Origin of the sequence: Nonomuraea sp. H19 (assembly GCF_052068215.1) — a bacterium.
GTDB lineage: Bacteria > Actinomycetota > Actinomycetes > Streptosporangiales > Streptosporangiaceae > Nonomuraea.
Genome location: NZ_JBQHCV010000003.1, coordinates 72,184 through 90,342 on the forward strand (window position 1 = coordinate 72,184; position 18,159 = coordinate 90,342).

The 18,159-nt window shown below is 72.4% G+C and carries 10 protein-coding genes; 6 read left to right on the forward strand and 4 right to left on the reverse strand.

From position 1 onward, the window contains the following. The first annotated feature begins 41 nt into the window (after positions 1-41). On the forward strand, positions 42-893 hold the full coding sequence (locus ACTMTI_RS07060; protein ID WP_441118939.1) for a S1C family serine protease: 852 nt from the start codon (positions 42-44) through the stop codon (positions 891-893). Positions 894-909: 16 nt separating this feature from the next. Then, complete coding sequence (locus ACTMTI_RS07065; protein ID WP_441118941.1) at positions 910-1,632, forward strand: response regulator transcription factor; 723 nt, start codon at positions 910-912, stop codon at positions 1,630-1,632. Between the two features lie 52 nt (positions 1,633-1,684). On the opposite strand, the gene ACTMTI_RS07070 is transcribed toward ACTMTI_RS07065, so the two are convergent. The 3 genes from ACTMTI_RS07070 to ACTMTI_RS07080 all read right to left on the reverse strand — a co-directional run bounded on the left by ACTMTI_RS07070 (position 1,685) and on the right by ACTMTI_RS07080 (position 13,033). After that, positions 1,685-7,234 (reverse strand): non-ribosomal peptide synthetase/MFS transporter, encoded by a 5,550-nt coding sequence (locus ACTMTI_RS07070; RefSeq protein WP_441118943.1) that lies wholly within the window; start codon positions 7,232-7,234, stop codon positions 1,685-1,687. Next, on the reverse strand, positions 7,231-12,150 hold the full coding sequence (locus ACTMTI_RS07075) for an amino acid adenylation domain-containing protein (protein WP_441118944.1): 4,920 nt from the start codon (positions 12,148-12,150) through the stop codon (positions 7,231-7,233). Before ACTMTI_RS07075 ends, ACTMTI_RS07070 begins: the two co-directional genes overlap by 4 nt. A gap of 217 nt (positions 12,151-12,367) precedes the next feature. Then, positions 12,368-13,033, reverse strand: coding sequence for a DUF2306 domain-containing protein (locus ACTMTI_RS07080; RefSeq protein WP_441118946.1), 666 nt, complete (start codon positions 13,031-13,033; stop codon positions 12,368-12,370). A gap of 559 nt (positions 13,034-13,592) precedes the next feature. Between ACTMTI_RS07080 and ACTMTI_RS07085 the strand changes: the two genes are divergently transcribed. Both ACTMTI_RS07085 and ACTMTI_RS07090 read left to right on the forward strand, forming a co-directional pair. Further along, the gene (locus ACTMTI_RS07085; protein WP_441118948.1) at positions 13,593-13,730 is read left to right on the forward strand and encodes a hypothetical protein; all 138 of its coding nucleotides are present in this window, start codon (positions 13,593-13,595) and stop codon (positions 13,728-13,730) included. After that, a complete protein-coding gene (locus ACTMTI_RS07090) occupies positions 13,727-14,908 on the forward strand; it encodes a methyltransferase domain-containing protein (protein WP_441118949.1) in 1,182 nt (393 codons plus the stop codon). The genes ACTMTI_RS07085 and ACTMTI_RS07090 overlap by 4 nt, the downstream gene beginning before the upstream one ends. Positions 14,909-14,911: 3 nt before the next feature. On the opposite strand, the gene ACTMTI_RS07095 is transcribed toward ACTMTI_RS07090, so the two are convergent. Further along, the gene (locus ACTMTI_RS07095; protein ID WP_441118950.1) at positions 14,912-15,907 is read right to left on the reverse strand and encodes a LacI family DNA-binding transcriptional regulator; all 996 of its coding nucleotides are present in this window, start codon (positions 15,905-15,907) and stop codon (positions 14,912-14,914) included. A gap of 69 nt (positions 15,908-15,976) precedes the next feature. Between ACTMTI_RS07095 and ACTMTI_RS07100 the strand changes: the two genes are divergently transcribed. Further along, positions 15,977-16,942, forward strand: a complete 966-nt coding sequence (locus ACTMTI_RS07100) for a nucleoside hydrolase (RefSeq protein WP_441118951.1) — start codon at positions 15,977-15,979, stop codon at positions 16,940-16,942. Next, a complete protein-coding gene (gene add / locus ACTMTI_RS07105) occupies positions 16,939-17,925 on the forward strand; it encodes an adenosine deaminase (protein WP_441118953.1) in 987 nt (328 codons plus the stop codon). The genes ACTMTI_RS07100 and add overlap by 4 nt, the downstream gene beginning before the upstream one ends. The last annotated feature ends 234 nt before the right edge of the window (positions 17,926-18,159 follow it).

Consider the following 18,159-nt stretch of genomic DNA (forward strand, 5'->3'; position numbering starts at 1 on the left):
TGAGGAAGCGAACAACGGATCGCTTCCCTGAGGAGCACGCCATGACCATCCCCACCTACGACCCGCGCCGGTCGCCCGCCTACCCCGCCCCCGCTCCCGCCCCCCATGCTCCGGTGCACCGGGCGCGGCGGAACGGCCGGCGCGCGCTCGCCGCCGCAGTCGCCTTCGTCGCCGTCGTGGCGGCCGCGGGAGCAGGGGGCTACCTGGGCGGCCGGGACATCGCCAGGGCGACCGCCCCGAGCGTGTCCGCCGCCGTCCCCGCGGCCCCCGCAGGCGCCGTGAACGCACCCGCCATCCTGGCCAAGATAGAGCCGTCGATCGTCACCGTCCGCACCCGCTCGGTCGGCGTCAACGCGTTGCTGGAGCCCGTCGCCGAGCAGGGCACCGGCACCGGGTTCGTGATCGGCGCCAACGGCATCATCGCCACCAACAACCACGTCGTGGAGGGCGCGCAGACCGTCACCGTGACGCTCCACGGCGGGAAGACGCTGACGGCGAAGGTGCTGCGCAGCGACCCGGCCGCCGACCTGGCCGTGCTGCAGGTGAACGCCGGCGACCTGCCCGTCGCCCCGCTCGGGGACTCCTCCACCTTGCGGGTCGGCGACCCGGTCATCGCGATCGGCAACGCCCTGGCCCTGCCGGGCGGCCCGACGGTCACCGAAGGCATCGTCTCCGCGCTCGGCCGTACCGTGCAGACCGACGCCGGCGCCCAGCTGAAGCACGTCATCCAGACCGACGCGGCGATCAACCCGGGCAACAGCGGCGGCCCGCTCGTGAACTCCGCCGGCCAGATCATCGGCATCAACACCGCGGCGGCCGGCGACGCGCAGAACATCGGGTTCGCCATCGCGATCAACGGCGCCCGGACCACCATCGATGGCCTGCTCAATTGAGATTTAGGGTGGAGCCATGAGGGTGTTGGTCGTCGAGGACGATCCCGGCATGTCACGCATGCTGGTCCGCGGTCTGCGGCGGGAGGGCTACGCCGTGGACGTCGCGGGAGGCGGCGAGGACGCGCTGTGGAGCGTCACGGAGAACAACTATGACGCCGTCGTGCTGGACGCGATGATCCCCGCGCCCGACGGGTTCGAGGTGTGCCGCCGGATGCGCGCGGCGGGCCGCTGGGCTCCCGTGCTCATGCTCACCGCGCGCAACTCCGTCAACGACCGCGTACGCGGCCTCGACTCGGGCGCGGACGACTACCTCACCAAGCCTTTCGCGCTGTCGGAGCTGTTCGCGCGGCTGCGGGCGCTGACCCGCCGCGATCCGCACGAGCGTCCGGCCGTCCTGCGGGTGGGTGACCTCACGTTGGACCCGGTCAGCCGCGTGGTGCGGCGCGAGGAGAAGCCGATCACGCTCTCGCCCAAGGAGTTCGCGCTGCTGCACGAGTTCATGCGGCGGCCCGGTGAGGTGCTCAGCCGCACCTACCTGATCGAGCACGTCTGGGACTTCGCGTACGACGGCGCGTCGAACGTCGTCGACGTTTACGTGCGCTACCTGCGCGACAAGGTGGACCGGCCGTTCGGCCGCGACAGCATCCACACCGTGCGCGGCGCCGGTTACCGCCTCGACCCCGCGGCCTCTGAAGCGGCCACCCGCGGTTCCGGGCAGCCGCCTGCCGAGAGGGCTTGAGGCGAGGCCCTGCCGGGAACGCGACCGGGGGCCGCGTTCCCGGCGCGTCAGGTCACGCGTGGCCGCGGGCCAGCTCCCTGTCCGCCTGTTCCTGCACGCCGTCGAGGTCGTCGGCGATCTCGGCGCCCGCCACCGCGTCCGGCAGGTCGTCCTCCATCCGCCGCAGCGGCCGGTACCACAGGCCCAGGGCTCCCCACACCACCAGCAACGCGCCCGTCACGGCGAGGAGCAGCCCGACCCCCCTGCCGGGGCCGACGCCGACGAGATCGCCGACGACCGTGCCGGCCAGCGCCCCGCCGGGCTCCAGCAGCGGGCCGAACAGGTCGGACAGCGGCGGCGCGGTGAGGAAGGCCAGCGGCGTCATGGACACCGCGAGCATCTGGTTGGTGGCCAGCACCCTCCCCTGCAGCTCCAGCCCCACCTTGAGCTGGATGATCGACAGCCAGTGGGCGTTCAGGATGCTGAGGAACAGCCACGACATCAGGCCACCGGCCGCCGCCAGGGCGACCGACGGGCGCAGGCCGATCAGCAGGATGCCGAAGCCGAAGCCGCTGACGAACCCGACCATGCCGATGGCCCGCCGCTCCGTACCGCCCCAGAACACCATGACCAGCGCCCCGAGCACCGCGCCCAGGCCCTGTGCCGCGGTCACCGTGCCGACGGCGGCCACGTCGCCGAACGACAGCACGGTGGGCACGGTCACCGCCAGGGCGAGCATCCCGAGGTAGTTCTCCACCACGAAGAACCCGATCATGATCATCAGCGGTCGCCGCCGGACGAGGAAACGCCAGCCGCCGGCCACTGCCTGCGTGAACGTCTCCTCCAGCCGGTGGAACAGCCGATCGGGGAAGCGCACCAGCAACAGCGTCGACAGGCCGATGACGAAGGTGACGATGTTCACCGCGGCCACCCCGTGCACCCCGATCAGGGTGATCAGCGCCGCCCCGGCCAGCGGGGCCATCAGCATGCCGAGCCCGGTGCCGATGTTGGCGACCGCGTTGGCCTGCATGAGGTACGGCTTGGGCACGAGCTGGGCCACCGCCGCCAGGTAGGCGGGCCGGTGGAAGGCCGTCACCAGCGACAGCACGCCCGAGATGGCGCCGACCTGCCAGACCTCCAGCCGCCCCGCCACCAGTAGGGCCACCAGCGCGGCCGTCGCGACGGCGGAGACCGCGTCGCAGGCCAGCATCACCAGCCGCCGGTCCACCCGGTCCGCCACCGCCCCGCCGAGCGGGGAGGCCAGCAGCGACGGCAGCGTGGCCAGCATCGAGATCAGCGCGTAGTCCGACACCCGCCCGCTCTCCTGGTAGGCCCACACGCCCAGGGCGAAGGAGGTGAGCGCGCTGCCCAGCAGTGACGCGGTCTGGCCGACCGCCACGGTGTAGAAGCGGCGCAGGTCCTTGCGGGCGCGCTCACCGACCACCTCGACGTCGGCGATCGGCTCCGGCAACCGGCCCGCGGCCCAGTCCCCGAGGTGGCCGTCGATCAGCTCGGCCAGGCGCTGCGCCTGGTGCTTGATGAAGTAGTGGCCCGCGCGCGGGATCGTGGCGAGCGCCACGCGCTCGGCGAACGCGCCCCACTCGCGGTAGCGCTCCTGGTAGAGCTCGGTGGAGCGGTCGCGCTCGCCGATCACGCACAGCACCGGCGCCGCCAGCTTGCGCGCGCCTCCGGCGGCCAGCTCGCCGCTGAACCAGGCCTGCGCCTCCTCCACGTCGTGCCGCAGGCCGCGCAGCATGATCGAGGTATCGCCGGAGTCCTCGTCGAGTGCGCCGAGCGTACGCAGGAAGTCGCGTTGCGACCGGTCGGAGGACCATCTGTTCGCCGGGAACCTCCGGTTCCACCAGGCGGAGATCCGGCCGGGCAGCCGGGCGTCGGGGAAGCTGCCGCCGACGAACAGCCCCGCCACGGGCACGCCCGACTCCTCCAGGCGCAGCGCCAGCTCGGTGGCCGCGGCCGAGCCCACGCAGTGGCCGTAGAGTGCGACGGGCCCGGTGCTCAGCGAGGAGAGCTCCGCCACCACCCGGTCGACCAGCTCGGACAGCGTGAGCATCGGCTCTTCCGGCCGGGCCGGGTCGTGGCCGGGTAATTCGACGGCGAGCACCGCGGTGCCGGGATGCCGGGCCGCCAGCTCGGTGGCCAGCGGCCCGTAGGCGGCGGCCGAGCCGCCGCCGTAAGGCACGCACAGCACGGTACGGCTCGCGACCGCGGGTCCCGCCAGCCGGTGCAGCAGCCCGGGCTCGGCCCCGTCGCCGGAGTCGAGATGGGCGGCCAGCTCGCGGATCGTCGGCCGGGTGAACAGGTCGATCACGCGCAGCGCCGGGTCGATCTCCCTGACCGCGCGCACCGCCATGAACGAGTCTCCGCCGAGGGCGAAGAAGTCGTCCTCGACGCCGAAGTCGTCGGTGCCGAGCACGCCGGCCCAGACCGCGGCGATCCGCAGCTCGGTCGGTGTGCCGGGGGCGACCCGTTCGGCCGCCGCGGCCACCTCCGGCATGGGCAGCGCGGCTCGGTTGACCTTGCCGAGCGGGGTGAGCGGCAGCGTGTCGAGGACGACGATGGCCGGCGGCACCATGTATTCCGGCAGCCGCTCCCGCAGACCGGCGCGGACCGCCGCGAGATCGACGGTGGCCGGGGCGATCCAGGCGGCCAGGCGGCGGTTGTGCGCCTCGCCGATCGGCAGCACCGCCGCCTCCAGCACGCCCGGCTGGTCGTGCAGGGCGGCCTTGACCTCGCCCAGTTCCACCCTGAACCCGCGGATCTTGACCTGGTCGTCGACCCGGCCCAGGAACTCGACCAGGCCGTCGGCGTTGAGCCGTACCCGGTCTCCGGTGCGGTAGCAGCGGGTCGTGCCGGTGACCGGGTCGGGCACGAAGCGCTCGGCGGTCAGGTCGGGGCGGCCGAGATAGCCGCGCGCCAGGCTCGGGCCGCTGATCCACAGGTCGCCCGGCACGCCCGCGGGCAGCGGGCGGCCGGCCGGGTCCACCACGTAGCAGTCCACGTTCGGCAGCGGCCGGCCCAGCGGGACGGCCGCCGAGCCCGTGGGCGTCTCCGGCGCGGTGCAGCTCAGCACCGACACCGTGGTCTCCGTGGGGCCGCAGTGGATCTGCAGCTCCAGGCCCGGCCGGGCGGCCCTGATCCGCTCGGCCAGCTCCCATGACGTCGCCTCACCCGCCAGGATGAGCAGCTCGGCCGGCAGCATGCGGGCCAGGTCGCCGTGCGCCGCCAGCAGCTCCAGGTGGCTGGGCACCATCTTGATCACCTCGACCGGGTGGGCGGCGAGGTAGGAGATGTAGGCGTCGGGGTCGGTGGCGGTGTCCTGGTCCACCAGGTGCACGGTGGCGCCGCTGGTGAGCGCCCCGAACAGACAGGTCATCACCAGGTCCGAGGCCATCGTGGAGACCACGCCCCAAGAGGCGTAGGCGCCGCCGATCCGCTCGGCCACCGCTCGCAGGTAGTGCAGGACGGCCCGGTGCTCCACCGCCGCGCCCTTCGGCCGCCCGGTCGAGCCGGACGTGAACAGCACGTGGGCCAGGTGCCCGGGCGATACGCGCACCTCCGGAGAGGTGTCCGGCAGGTCCTCGGCCAGCACGTCTTCCAGGACCAGCGCACCGGGCAGCCGTCGGGCCAGCGCCCGCTCGGCCAGCACCAGGCGCGCTCCGCAGGACACCATGTACGCCAGCCGGTCGTCCGGGTAGGCCGGTTCGAGCGGCATGTACGCGGCTCCCGCCTTGAGCACGCCCAGGATCGCGGGAACCAGGGGCCCGTGCCGTTCGGCGAGGATGCCGACCACGTCGTCGGCTTCGACGCCGGCCGCCAGCAGCCGGTGCGCGATCCGGTTGGCCTGCCGGTCGACCTCGGCGTACGTCAGCGTGCCTGCCGGATCCGCGACCGCGACGGCCTCGGGCGTGCGCGCCGCCCAATCCTCGAACCACGCGTGCAGCGGCCTGGACAGGTCGTAGTCCCGGCGCGGGCCCGCGATCAGAGGGCCGGCGACCGGCTCCAGCGGCACCGCGCCCACCGGGGAGTCGAGGGCGGCGAGCATGCCGTCCAGCAACGTCACGTACCAGCCGGCCAGCCGGCCGGCCGTGCCCGCGTCGAACAGGTCGGCGCGGTAGGCCAGCGAGCCCTCGTAGCCGTCGCCCGTATTGACCAGGGCCAGGTTGAGGTCGTACTTGACGGTCCGCAGCGGCGGCTCGAACACCTCGGCTTCCAGCCCCGGGAAGCGCGCCGGCTCGGGCCGGGCGTCCAAGACGTTCAGCACCGCCTGGAAGATCGGCGTGGTGGCCACGTTGCGCTCCGGGTGCAGCACCTCCACCGCGCGCTCGAACTGCGTCTCCCGATGGGCGAACGCCTCCAGAGCGGTGTCGCGGGCGCGGGCGAGCAGCTCGCGACCCGTCGGATCACCCGACCGGTCGCCCCGCATGACCAGCGTGTTGACGAAGCAGCCCAGCATCTTCTCGGTGTCGGGATGCAGGCGGCCCGCCTCCAGGACGCCCACCGGCACGTCGTCGGTCCCGGAGATCCGGCCCAGCAGCTCCTGCCAGGCGGCCAGCAGCACCATGAACGGCGTGCCGCCGATCTCGGAGGCCGCCGCCCGCACCCGGGCCGCCAGCCCGGGATCGAGCCGGACGGGCACCTCGCCGCCCGCCCAGGCGGCGACGGCCGGGCGCGGGCGGTCGGTGGGCAGGTCGAGCACCGGTTCGAGGCCGGCCAGCCGGTCGGTCCACCACGTCACGTCGCCCGGCGGCTGCCCGGCGAGCCACTGCGCGTAGTCGGCGTACTGCACGCGCGGCGCCGGCGGGCGCTCGGCCAGGCCGAGTCCGGCGGTGTAGAGCGAGGCCAGCTCGGCGATCGCCACGTCCCTGGACCAGGCGTCGAAGGCGATGTGATGCACGGTGAGCAGCAGCAGGTGCTCGTCGTCGTCCATGCGGTAGAGCACGACCCGCGCCGGCGGCTCGCGGTCCAGCGCGAACGGCCGGTACGCCGCCCGCTCCAGCCGTGCCGCCAGCAGCTCCCGATCGGTCAGGTCCTCGACCGTGACCGGCACCAGATCGGCGCCGACCACGGTGGTGCCGTCCTGGTCGACCAGCGTGCGCAGCACCTCGTGCCGCTCGACCAGCTCCCGCACGGCGGCCAGCAGCGCGGCCGTGTCCAGCGGGCCGCGCAGCCGGACGGCCGTCGGGACGTTGTACGCGCCGCGGTCGCCGGGCTCGGCGAGCTGGTCCAGAAACCACAGCCGGGCCTGCGCCGGCGACGGCGCCGCGGACGACCCCTCCGGCCTGGCGGGGATGCCCGGCACGGTACGGGCCGCGGCCTGGCGGGCGGCGGCCAGCCGCATCGCCAGCCGGTCACGCAGGCCCTGCTGCGTCCCGGCCGTCGGCCCGCCTCCAGCGTCGTGCGTGCCCTGCTGCGTCCCGGTCATCGGCCCGCCTCCAGCGTCGTGCGTGCCCTGCTGCGTCCCGGTCATCGGCCCGCCTCCAGCGTCGTGCGTGCCCTGCTGCGTCCCGGTCATCGGCCCGCCTCCAGCGTCGTGCGTGCCCTGCTGCGTCCCGGTCATCGGCCCGCCTCCAGCGTCGTGCGTGCCCTGCTGCGTCCCGGTCATCGGCCCGCCTCCAGCTCCGCCATCAGCAGCGCCTCGACGGCCGTGGCGAACGCCGCCAGCACCGGACGTTCGAACAGCAGCCGCACCGGCACCTCCATGGCCAGCGCCTCCTTGAGGCGGGCGGCGACCAGCATGGCCGCCAGCGAATGGCCGCCCACCGCGAAGAAGTCGTCGTCCACGCCGACCGTTTCGAGGCCGAGCACCGCCTGCCAGACCTCCGCGACGAGCAGCTCGGCATCGCTGCTGGGCGGGACCGGCGTCCCGGTGGCGGCGCGCTCCGGTTTGGGCAGCGCGCCCCTGTCCACCTTGCCCGACGAGGTGGTGGGCAGCTTGTCGAGCGTCATCCAGCGGCGCGGCACCATGTAGTCGGGCAGCCGCTCGCGCAGCGCCGCCTCCATCGCGCCGGTGTCGGCCGTGCCGATCAGGTAGCCGACGAGGTGCTCGTCGTGCACGGCGACCACGGCGTCGGGCACGCTCTCGCGCAGAGCCGCCTCGATCTCGCCCAGCTCGATCCGGTGGCCGCGGATCTTCACCTGCTGGTCGCGGCGGCCGAGGAAGTCGAGCGTGCCGTCAGTGCGCCAGCGCGCCAGATCACCGGTGCGGTAGCGGCGCTCGCCCGGTGCCAGCGGATCGTCGGCGAACGCCGCCGCGGACAGGCCGCGGTAGCCCCCGGCCACGCCCGCGCCGCCGATCCACAGCTCGCCGGGGACGCCCGGCGGGACGAGGCGGCCTGCCTGGTCCAGCACGTAGGCCCGCTCGCCGGGCAGCGGCCCGCCGATGGACACACTGTCGTCGATGGGGGCGGCGATCCTCGTCATGGTGGAGTAGATGGTCGTCTCGGTCGGCCCGTAGGAGTTCCACAGCTCGCCGACCCTGCCCGCCATCTCGCCGGCCAGTGCCGAATCAAGGACCTCGCCGATGCTGACCACGCGGACCCGGTCGTCGCCCGCCCACCCGGCGGCCACCAGCATGCGCAGCGTGGTGGGGGTGGCGGTGAACAGCGTGACGCCGCAACCGTCGATGCGCCGGGCCACGGCGTGCCCGTCGACGGCGGAGGCCCGGTCGAGCAGTTCGAGGCGGAGCCCGTTGCACAGGCTGACCCACAGGTCGAAGCCGAAGACGTCGAAGGAGAACGGGGTGAGGCCGAGCATGACGTCGTCGTCGCGGATGCCGGGCGTGACCCGCATGGCGGCCACGAACGCCGCCAGGTTGGCGTGGGAGACCTCGACGCCCTTGGGCCGGCCGGTCGAGCCGGAGGTGTAGAGGACGTAGGCCAGGCCGTCAGGTGTGGTGGCGGGCGACGCGTCGCCTTCTGGCAGGCCGGCGAGGTCCGTCAGGTCCAGCACGGTCGCGCCGGTGGACTCGGCCAGTTCCCGCGCGACGTGGACGGTGTCTCCCGCGGCGAGCACGACCGTGGCGCCGGAGTCGGCGAGCTGGTGACGCAGCCGCTCGGCCGGGTGGTCCGGCTCGAGCGGCACGTAGGCCGCGCCGGCCCTGGCCACGCCGACGAGCGCGGCGGGCAGGTAGCGGTCACGCGGCAGGCACACGCCCACGACATGGTCGCCTTCAGGGGCGCGATGCCCGGCCTGGGTAGCGGACTGGGCGCCTGGAGAGGCGGGCCAGGCCGGGAGCCTGCCGTGCAGGGCGGTGGCGACGCGGGCCGACGCCTCCGCCAGCTCGGCGTAGGTCAGCGACCCCGCACCGTCCGCCACCGCGACCCGCTCGGGGTGGCGTCCAGCCTGCTCCAGCACCGCGTGCACCACGGTCGCCGCGCCGAGCCCGGGCAGCGGCGCGCCCTCACCCCACGCCAGCAGCGTGGCCCGCTCCTCCGCGGTGACCAGCTCGAACGCCGACAGGGGCAGGTCCGGACCGGCGGCCGTGGCCTCCAGCAGCCGCATGAGCCGGTCGGCGAAGGACCCGGCCTCCTCCTGGGTGAAGTGGTCGATGTCGTACTCGACCTGGATCTCCACGCCTTCCACCGTCGTGTTCACGAACAGCGTGTACGGCGCCTGCGCCCCGCCGCCGCTCAGCTCGCCGAGCAGCTCCACGGTGAGCCCGTCGCGTGCCAGCCGCACCGGCACGGCAGGCGGCTGGTAGGACAGCACGACAGGAGTGAGCATCGTGCCACGGGGGCGCTCGATGCCGGAGACGGCCAGCCGTTCCCCGGGCGGCAGGCCGATGTGGTCGAGCGATCGGGTCGTGGCCGCCGCCGCCTGGATGATGGCCCTCCGTACGGACAGGTCACCGTCGAGACGGAGCCGTACCGGAAGCACGTCGACGAGCGGGCCGACGAGACCCTCCAGCTCGGGGTGGGCACGGTCGGCGACGGCCGCGCCGAGCAGCACGTCGGGCCGGTCGGTCTGCGCCGCCACCAGCAGGCCCAGCACGGTGAAGTAGACAGCGAACGGGGTCGTGCCGGTCGCCGCGGCCAGCTCGCCCACCCTTGCCGCCGTCCGCGCCGGCACGGTGCGCACCAGCCGGGTGCCGCGGAAACGGCTGGGACCGCTCTGCGCGCGGGCCGACAGGTCGTACGGCGGCGCCGCCCCGGCCAGTTCTTCGGCCCAGAACGCGCGGAGCCGTTCGGTCCTGGCGGGGTCCGCGGCCAGCTCCTGCTCCAGCAGTGCCACGTCGCCGACCTGGACGGGCTGCTCCGCGACGGTACCGGTCAGCGCCGCCATGAGCGTGGCGTTGGACCAGCCGTCGTAGGCGGTGTGGTCGGTGACGACGATCAGCTCGGCCGTCCGCTCGTCGTGCCAGAGCAGGGCCGCGCGCAGCAGCGGGACGTCGGCGGACAGGTCGAAGCCGTGGACCGCGAGCCGCTCCGCCAGGCCGGGCGCGTACCGGTGTTCCTCCAGCGGGACCGGCGCCGGCGGCCGCACCTCGGCTACCGGTTCGCCGTCCAGGGCCACGGTGACCGTGCGCAGCACTTCGTGTTCGCGAACCAGTGCGTCCAGCGCGGCCCTGACGGGCTCGGCGGAGTCGAGCCCGGTCAGGCGCAGGCGGAAGGCGAGTGTCGTGGCGTTCTTGGTGTGGCTGACCTCACGTAGCAGCCACATGCCGTGCTGCGCGGAGGTGAGCGGGTAGCGGTCCCTGCCGTGGTGGCGGCTCAGCCGGGGCCCGGCGGGTCCTGGAGATGCGGCCTTGGCCGCCTCCACGAGAGGGGCCAGCTCGGCGATCGTGGGCCGGCCCAGGAACGTGGTGAGCGCCACGCGCGCGCCCAGCTCCCGTTCGATGACCGCGCAGATCCGGGCGGCGGCCAGCGACTCGCCGCCGAGATCGATGAAATGGTGGTGGACGCCGACCTGCTCGACGCCGAGCACCGCGCCGACGATCTCGGCGAGGCGCCGCTCTGTGTCGTTCCGCGGCGCGACGTAGGCGCCGAGTTCGGGGGTGAATTCCAGCGTGGGCAGCGCGGCTCGGTCGACCTTCCCTGTGGGGCCGAGCGGGATGCGCTTCATGAGCGCGATCCTGGACGGCACCATGTAGTCGGGCAACCGCTCGCCCATCCATCGACGCAGCCCGGCCTCGGCCAGCCCCGCCTCCCCCGGCTCCGTCCCGTCCAGGATGGGGGTGTCCGGCGCGGGTTCCACGTAGGCGACCAGGCGCCGTACGTCCCGGGCGTCGTTCTGCGTCAGCACGACCGCGTGGTTGACGCCCGGATGCCGGGTCAGGGTGCCCTGCACCTCGCCCAGCTCGACCCGGAACCCGGCCACCTTGACCTGGTCGTCGTTACGACCCGCGTAGTGGCAGATGCCGTTCTCGCGGCGGACGAGGTCGCCGGTGCGGTAGTGGCGCACGCCGTCCTCGTCGGTCACGAACCGTTCGGCGGTCAGCGCCGGCCGGTTCAGATAGCCCCGGCCGACCAGCGGCCCCGCCACCCACAACTCGCCGATCTCGCCGTCGGCCAGCGGCCGTCCATCAGAGTCGCGCACGGTGAGCACGGAACCGGCGTAGGCCGAGCCGATCGGCGGCTCGCCCTCCTCGTCGCGGAGCACCTCGTAGGAGGTGCAGGTGACCGTGCATTCGGTCGGCCCGTATACGTTTACCACGCGGCGCACGCCGGGGTTGGCGTAGATGCGGTCGGCCAGGGCCCTGGTGAGCGGCTCGCCCCCGGCGATCACCATGCGCACGCCGGCGGGGAGCGGCTCGCTCAGCAGCGCCACCAGCGCGGAGGGGGCGCCGTAGACGGTCGTCACCTCGTCGCGGGCCGGAAGAGCGGACAGGGCCAGCAGGTTGTCGGCGACGATCACGGTCCCGCCGCAGAGCAGCGGCAGGAACATCTGCGTCACCGAGGGGTCGAAGCACACCGACGTGGCGAACAGCATGCCGTCCAGCTCGTCCGGATACTGCATCGCCTCGTGGCGCAGCAGCGCCATGACGTTGCGGTGCTCGATGACCACGCCCTTGGGGCGGCCGGTCGAGCCGGAGGTGTAGATCACGTAGGCGGCGTCCGCCGGGCCGCCGGGCACCGGAGCAGCGTCTTCACCAGAGGGTCCGGCACCGTCGGCCACGGATTCGATCAGCAGGGCTTCGGCGCCCGACGCCCGCAGCACGGCCTCCTGCCTCCGGGCCACCGGCTCCGAGGTGATCAGGTGCGCCATGTCCGCGTCGGCGGCGATGAACTCCAGCCGGTCGGCGGGATAGGCCGGGTCGAGCGGCACGTAGGCCGCGCCCACCCGCCACACTCCCAGCAAGGCGGCGATCAGCCAGTCGTCCCTGTCGAGGCACACGCCCACAGCGTCGCCAGGTCCCGCGCCGCGGCCGCGTAACTCGCCGGCGATCCGCTCGGCGCGAGCGTCGAGTTCGCGATAGGTCACGCGGGTTTCGCCGGCGACCACGGCGATGCGATCAGGCGTGCGCCGCACCTGCCCCGCAAAGGCCTCGTGAACGCGGTCGGTTTCCAGGATGCCAGCCACGACAGATCTCCCCGTTCGGCTCCGATTGATCGCGGCAAGGTTCGCACGGCTATGCGGGAGGCGGGATTTTTGGTAGATATCATTACCATAACAATGATCATGACATTCGGTAAGCACGTGATAACGACCTGACCTGCGGCGACGTCTGTTCGGGATCAGGGTGTTCGGGGGTTCAGAGCTTCGGCCGGTTCGCGCATGGCCGGCGCGGCGCTCTCGCTCACCGGCGGCCGCGCCGTCTGATCAGGATCTCCACCACGACGAGGTTGACGATCCACCCGAGAACCTGCCCGATCGGGATCACGGACGGGGCGTTGGCGCCGATCGAGCCCGCGTTCGCCGTGCCGCTGAACGGCAGTTGGGCCAGCAGGAAGAGCGGCACCAGGACGCGTGAGGTGACGGCGAGGAAGGTGAGCGCGTAGTTGCGCATCATCCAGTTCCGGTGCCGTACGAAGTCGCGGCGGCGGGCGGCCTGGACGGCCAGCCAGCCGGTGACGAGCCACAGGACGGCGGGGACCACCAGGCCGATCTGGGTGATGAGGCGGCCCGAGAGCAGCGCCACCGGTATGGCGGTCAGCGCGGAGGGCGCCACGCCCGCGAGGAGATAGCACCGGCCGATCGTCCGGTGAACCCGCCTGCGCGCCCGGATCGCCGGGACGAACTGGAGCGGGCCGAGCACGAGCGCGACCAGCGCCGTCAATATGTGCGCGACGAGCAGGTAATAGTGCGGCCCGCCGCCCACGTCGAGCCGGCTGTCGCCGGCGTCGAGCCCGAGATAGGGGCTGACGAGCACGGCGCCGAACACTGCCGCGACGACCAGCATCAGCCAGATGCGGCGGGCTCGCGGCGGAGCGGCGCCGACCGGCCCGGTTGGGTGGTGGGTCATGAGTTCCTCCAGGTCATCGGCTGATCCCGGAAGTGCGGTGATGTCTGTGGCCCAGCCCCGATCGCCGCCGCCTTCATCGTCGCGCCCTTACCGGTTGGTGATCCGACGGCTGCTCATCATGCGGCGGCGGCCGTCAGCCCGCATCCACCCGGTGGCGGCGTCCCGGCTACTCAAATCGGCGTACACACGCCCCTGACCTCGCAACGAGTCCACGGCCGCCGCGGCCGCGGCACCGATGACCGCGTTTGATCTCGTTGTCGTTGACGCGTGGCCGGTGGGCCCGGGTGAAGACCGCGGCGGCGTAGCGGCGCCCGTCGGGGAACCGTACGACCCCAGCCTCGTTCCGCACGACCCCGAACAGCCGCCCGCCCTCGCGAACAGGCCCTGGATCGTCATCCGCAGGCCCCTCCACCCGTCGGCGATCAGAGTAAGGGATCACCCATCCGCTTGAAGTCCTGAAGACTCTCCTGCGAGTGATGGCCGGGAAACGGAAGCGACAGTTTCCCAACACTTTTGGTAATCATAAAATCACCTACAGCGAGCGAGGGAGGAGATCGGCATGGGTGGAAAGCACGGCGGCAGCCCCAAGAAGGACAAACCTTTCGTACCCGAGAAGCCCACCCCGGACGAGAAGAAGGGCGGCGACGGCAGACACAGTCGCGGCGGCAGCGGGGGCAACGGCGGCGGCAAGAAGTGACTGGCGTCTCCGACAGGGTCGAGGCACTGATCAATGAGGTCAGCGCCATCGTCCCGGACGCCGGACACATCTGGGAGGCCATGAGGGCCGTTCCCCGTCACCTGTTCATCCCTCCGGTCGGGCAGGCGTACGACGCGGGCGAGACGACGGTGATCGACCGTGACACCAACCCTGGCGCCTGGTGGGGCGCCGTCTACTCCGACACCAGCATCGTCACCCAACTCGACGACGGCGCCACCGACATCTCGACAGGCTCAGGCGACTTCACCTCGTCGGCCTCGGCGCCCAGCACGGTAGCCGACCTGCTGCAATGGCTGGGTCCCGAACGTGGTCACCGAGTGCTGGAGATCGGCACGGGCACCGGCTGGACCGCCGCCCTGCTGTGCCGCCTGGTCGGCGAGCCCGGCAGCGTGACATCGATCGAAGTGGACGCCGCTGTGGCCGAGCAGGCCGCCAAGCGCCTGAACGAGACCGGGATTCACCCGCACCTCGTTGTCGGCGATGGCGCGGACGGCCACGCGGCACACGCCCCCTACGACCGCGTCCATGTGACCTGTGGTGTCCGCGCCGTCCCCTACACATGGATTGAGCAGTCCCGTCCAGGCGCGGTGATCGTCCTGCCGCACTGTCCCGGTTTCGGCACCAGCCACGGGCTGCGGCTCATCGTCATGCCGGGCGGGACCGCGCATGGCCGTTTCCCGGGGTTCGCCTCCTACATGATGATGCGTTCGCAGCGCAAACCGGTGGGCCGCCCGGCCCGCGGTCCGCAGGACAAGCACCACCTCACCACGCACATCGACCCTCGTACGATCGCCTGCGCCCCCGCCGGAGCCGATCTCGCCATCGCGGCATTGACCGGCCTGGCCTCGCATGGCAGCGCGGAGCCCGATGCGGAGGGGCACTTGTACCGGCTGTGGCTGTCCGACCCCGCCGACCCGTACTCCTGGGCGGTCGTGGAGTGGCGTCCCGGTGTGGAGGAGTACGAGATCTACCAGGTCGGCGGCCGGCCTTTGTGGGAGGAGACCGTCGATGCCTTCTTCCGGTGGGTGAGCTGGGGCGAGCCTGGGCGCGACCGGTTCGGCATGACGGTTACCGCAGACGGGCAACGCATATGGCTGGACCGGCCGGATCAGGTCATCGGACAGCCCATATCGCACGATCCAGCACCGGCGAATTGATCATTAAGCTTCGCAGCCGCAGCTGCGTCTGATGACCAAAGGGGCATGCGCGGTAAGCGCCCGGGAAATGTCGCCGAACAGCAGCTCGACGGCCTGCTCGGCCATGGCCCGCAGGGGCTGTTGGGTTACCGTCAGGGCTGGAGCGGTGTGGGCGCTCTCGGGGGTTCCGTCGAGGCTGATCAGCGCGAGCCGGTCGGGGACGGGAAGCCCGCAGGCCCACGCCCCGGACAGGACCCCGGTGGCGTGCTCGTCCGTGGCGGTGATCAGGGCGCGTGGCATGGTGCCTTCAGCGATGAGGTGGCGGGTCAAGGCGTCCGCCGCGGCGCGTGAGTAGTCGCAGCGCAGGAGTACGGCGTCGGGATCGCCGGTGAGGGCCGCGGTCCATGCCTGACGCCGCAGGCCCACGGGTCCTGCGTCGTGCGGGCCGGCCAGGAAGGCGATGCGCCGGTGCCCGTGCCGGCGCAGGTGCGCGACCGCCTCGTGCACGGCGGTCTGGTTGTCGGCCGCCACCACCGGCGCGTGCCCGTCAGGGGGTCCGTGATGGACGTACACGGCTGATACGCCGGCCGCTTCGGCCTGGGCCGCCACGTCGCCACCTTCCTCGGCGGAGACGATCACCAGCCCGTCGACCTGGGCGGCCAGGAAGCGCGCGACGAGATCCCGCTGGCGGTCCGCGGAGTATCCGGCGTTGCCGACCAATGTGAGCCGGTCGCGCTTCTCGAGCGCTTGCTCGATGTGCCTGGCCAGGGCGCCGAAGTAGGGATTGGACGCGTCGGCCAGCACCAGGCCGGCCACGCCCGTGGTACGCGAGCGCAGCGCCCGGGCGATGCGGTTGGGGCGGTAGTGGAGCTCGGCCGCGGCGGCCAGGACGCGTTCCCGCGTCGCGGCGGCGACGGGACGAGGACCGTTGTTGATCACATAGCTGACCACGGCCGTCGAGGTCCCTGCTCGGCGGGCGACGTCGGCCAGCGTGATGGGCTTGTCCGGGCGTTTCGTCATGGCAGTTTACATCCTGCCATCTAATCGATTAGATAGCGTCGATCTAAACGATTAGACAGAAGGTGAGAAGTGCCGGCTCTTCCCTTGATCATCGATACCGACACCGGGTCCGACGATGCGGTGGCGCTGCTGCTGGCGGCCGCCAGCGGTCTGGGCGACGTGCGCGCCGTGACCACGGTGGCGGGCAACGTGCCTGTCGCCACGGGGACCCGCAACGCGCTCGTTTCCCTGCAAGTGGCCGGGCACGTCGACGTCCCTGTTCATCCGGGATCCGAACGCCCGATGACGCGTACGCCATCCACCGCCCAGCAGGTGCACGGCCAGGACGGCATGGGCGACATCGGCTTACCCGACCCGCTGCGGTCCGCCGAGCCGGAGCACGCGGTCGACGCCTTGCTGTCCTACCCCCGCAGGCACCCTGGTGAGCTGACGCTGGTCACGCTCGGCCCGCTCACCAACATCGCGGCCGCGCTGGTCCGCGACAGCGATCTGCTCACCCGGTATCGGCATGTGTACTGCATGGCCGGCGCCGCCGACATGAGCGGCAACATCACGGCCACCGCCGAGTACAACGCCTGGGCCGACCCCGAGGCGGCCCGGGTGGTGCTGCGGGCGGCCACGCCGGACAAGGTGACCTGGATCGGCTGGGACGTCTCCCGCAAGGACGCCGTCATGACGCCCGAGGACCAGTCCCGGCTGGAGCGGCTCGGCACCCCCATGGCCATCTTCGCCCACCGTGTGAACCGAACTGTCGCCGACTGGGCCCGCGACGTCACCGGCCTGGCCGGCTACGACCTCCCAGACCCCGTCGCCATGGCAGTGGCTCTGCGGCCCGAGCTGATCATTGAGCGAGAGCAGGCTCATGTGGACATCGCCCTCGGCGACGAGACACGCGGCCAGCTGATCATCGACCGTCGCCGCGCGGCCCATCCGCCCAACGTGACGCTGGTCCGCCGGGTCAGTGAAACAGGCTTCAAGGACCTGCTGTTCACCACCTGCGCCGGAGCCGATCGTGAACTGGAAGGACGCCGATGAGCTCCGACGCCGTCACCGCTCCCGTGCCGCGTTATGAGCTGCACTGCCATCTCGACGGATCGGTACGCCCCAGGACGGTCGCCGACCTGGCACGCCGCCAGGGGATCGTCTTGAACGCCCCCGTCGAGCGACTGGTCACGGCGCCCGCGGACTGCGGCAGCCTGACCCGGTTCCTCACCTACATCGACGTGCCGCTGCAGGTGCTGCAGACCCCCGGCGCTCTCCACCGGGCCGCCCGCGAGCTGGTCGAAGACTGGAGCGCCGACGGCGTGGTCTACGGCGAGGTGCGCTTCGCCCCGCAGTTGCACGGCCGGCGCGGCATGTCTCAGGACGAGGCGGTCGAGGCCGTCTTCGAGGGTCTGGCGGCAGGGCGGCAGGCCACCGGCGTACGCACCGGGTTGCTGTTGTGCTGCCTGCGGCACCAGACGCCCGACGAGAGCCTCGCCGTGGCCGAGACGGCGCTGCGGCACCGCGACAAGGTGGCCGGACTCGACCTCGCGGGCGATGAGCGGCACCATACCGCCGCCCCGCACCGGGCAGCCTTCGATCTCGCCCACGGGGCGGGACTCCCCTGCACGGTCCACGCCGGTGAGGCGGCAGGCCCCGGCAGTATGTGGGAGGCGATCGACGTGCTCGGCGCGCGCCGGATCGGCCACGGCGTCAGGTGCGTCGGCGAAGACGCGCTCCTCGAACGGCTGCGGCGCGACGGCATCGCCCTGGAGATGTGCCCGACCAGCAATGTGCAGACCGGCGCGGTCCCAAGCCTGCAGGCACATCCCGCGGCCCGGCTCCTGGCCGACGGGCTGGCCGTCACCATCAACACCGACACGCGCACCACCTCCGCGACCACCCTGTCCCAGGAGTTCAACAACCTGCGCGCGGTGGCCGGGTGGACGGCCGCGCAGGACGGACTCGTGCAGGCTCACGCGGCCGGCGCGGCCTTCGCCACCATCCGCCCCGGACGCGACGGCGAGACGCCATGAGTCTTCGCCATCTTCGAACATGCAGGTCGGAGGCTCTGGCGTGGCGCTCGCTCGGGATACTCATGCTGATCTCGGGCGGGAGTCTGCGGTCTTGATCATCCGTCATGTCATCGGTCGAGGCTGTCACATTTGGGTCATTGAACCCAACCCAGCCAGCCGGGTTGTTGATGTCAAACAGCCGCTCGCGGCGGCGCGGCCCGAAGGGCACATCAGCCCCCAGCGTCATCTCCCGGT

What these genes read in the sequence shown, in the direction of transcription:
- ACTMTI_RS07060 (WP_441118939.1), top strand. Translation starts at nt 42, where the DNA reads ATGACCATCCCCACCTACGACCCGCGCCGGTCGCCCGCCTACCCCGCC.
- ACTMTI_RS07070 (WP_441118943.1), bottom strand. Translation starts at nt 7,234, where the DNA reads ATGACCGGGACGCAGCAGGGCACGCACGACGCTGGAGGCGGGCCGATG.
- ACTMTI_RS07095 (WP_441118950.1), bottom strand. Translation starts at nt 15,907, where the DNA reads ATGACGAAACGCCCGGACAAGCCCATCACGCTGGCCGACGTCGCCCGC.
- ACTMTI_RS07085 (WP_441118948.1), top strand. Translation starts at nt 13,593, where the DNA reads ATGGGTGGAAAGCACGGCGGCAGCCCCAAGAAGGACAAACCTTTCGTA.
- add (WP_441118953.1), top strand. Translation starts at nt 16,939, where the DNA reads ATGAGCTCCGACGCCGTCACCGCTCCCGTGCCGCGTTATGAGCTGCAC.
- ACTMTI_RS07065 (WP_441118941.1), top strand. Translation starts at nt 910, where the DNA reads ATGAGGGTGTTGGTCGTCGAGGACGATCCCGGCATGTCACGCATGCTG.
- ACTMTI_RS07080 (WP_441118946.1), bottom strand. Translation starts at nt 13,033, where the DNA reads ATGACCCACCACCCAACCGGGCCGGTCGGCGCCGCTCCGCCGCGAGCC.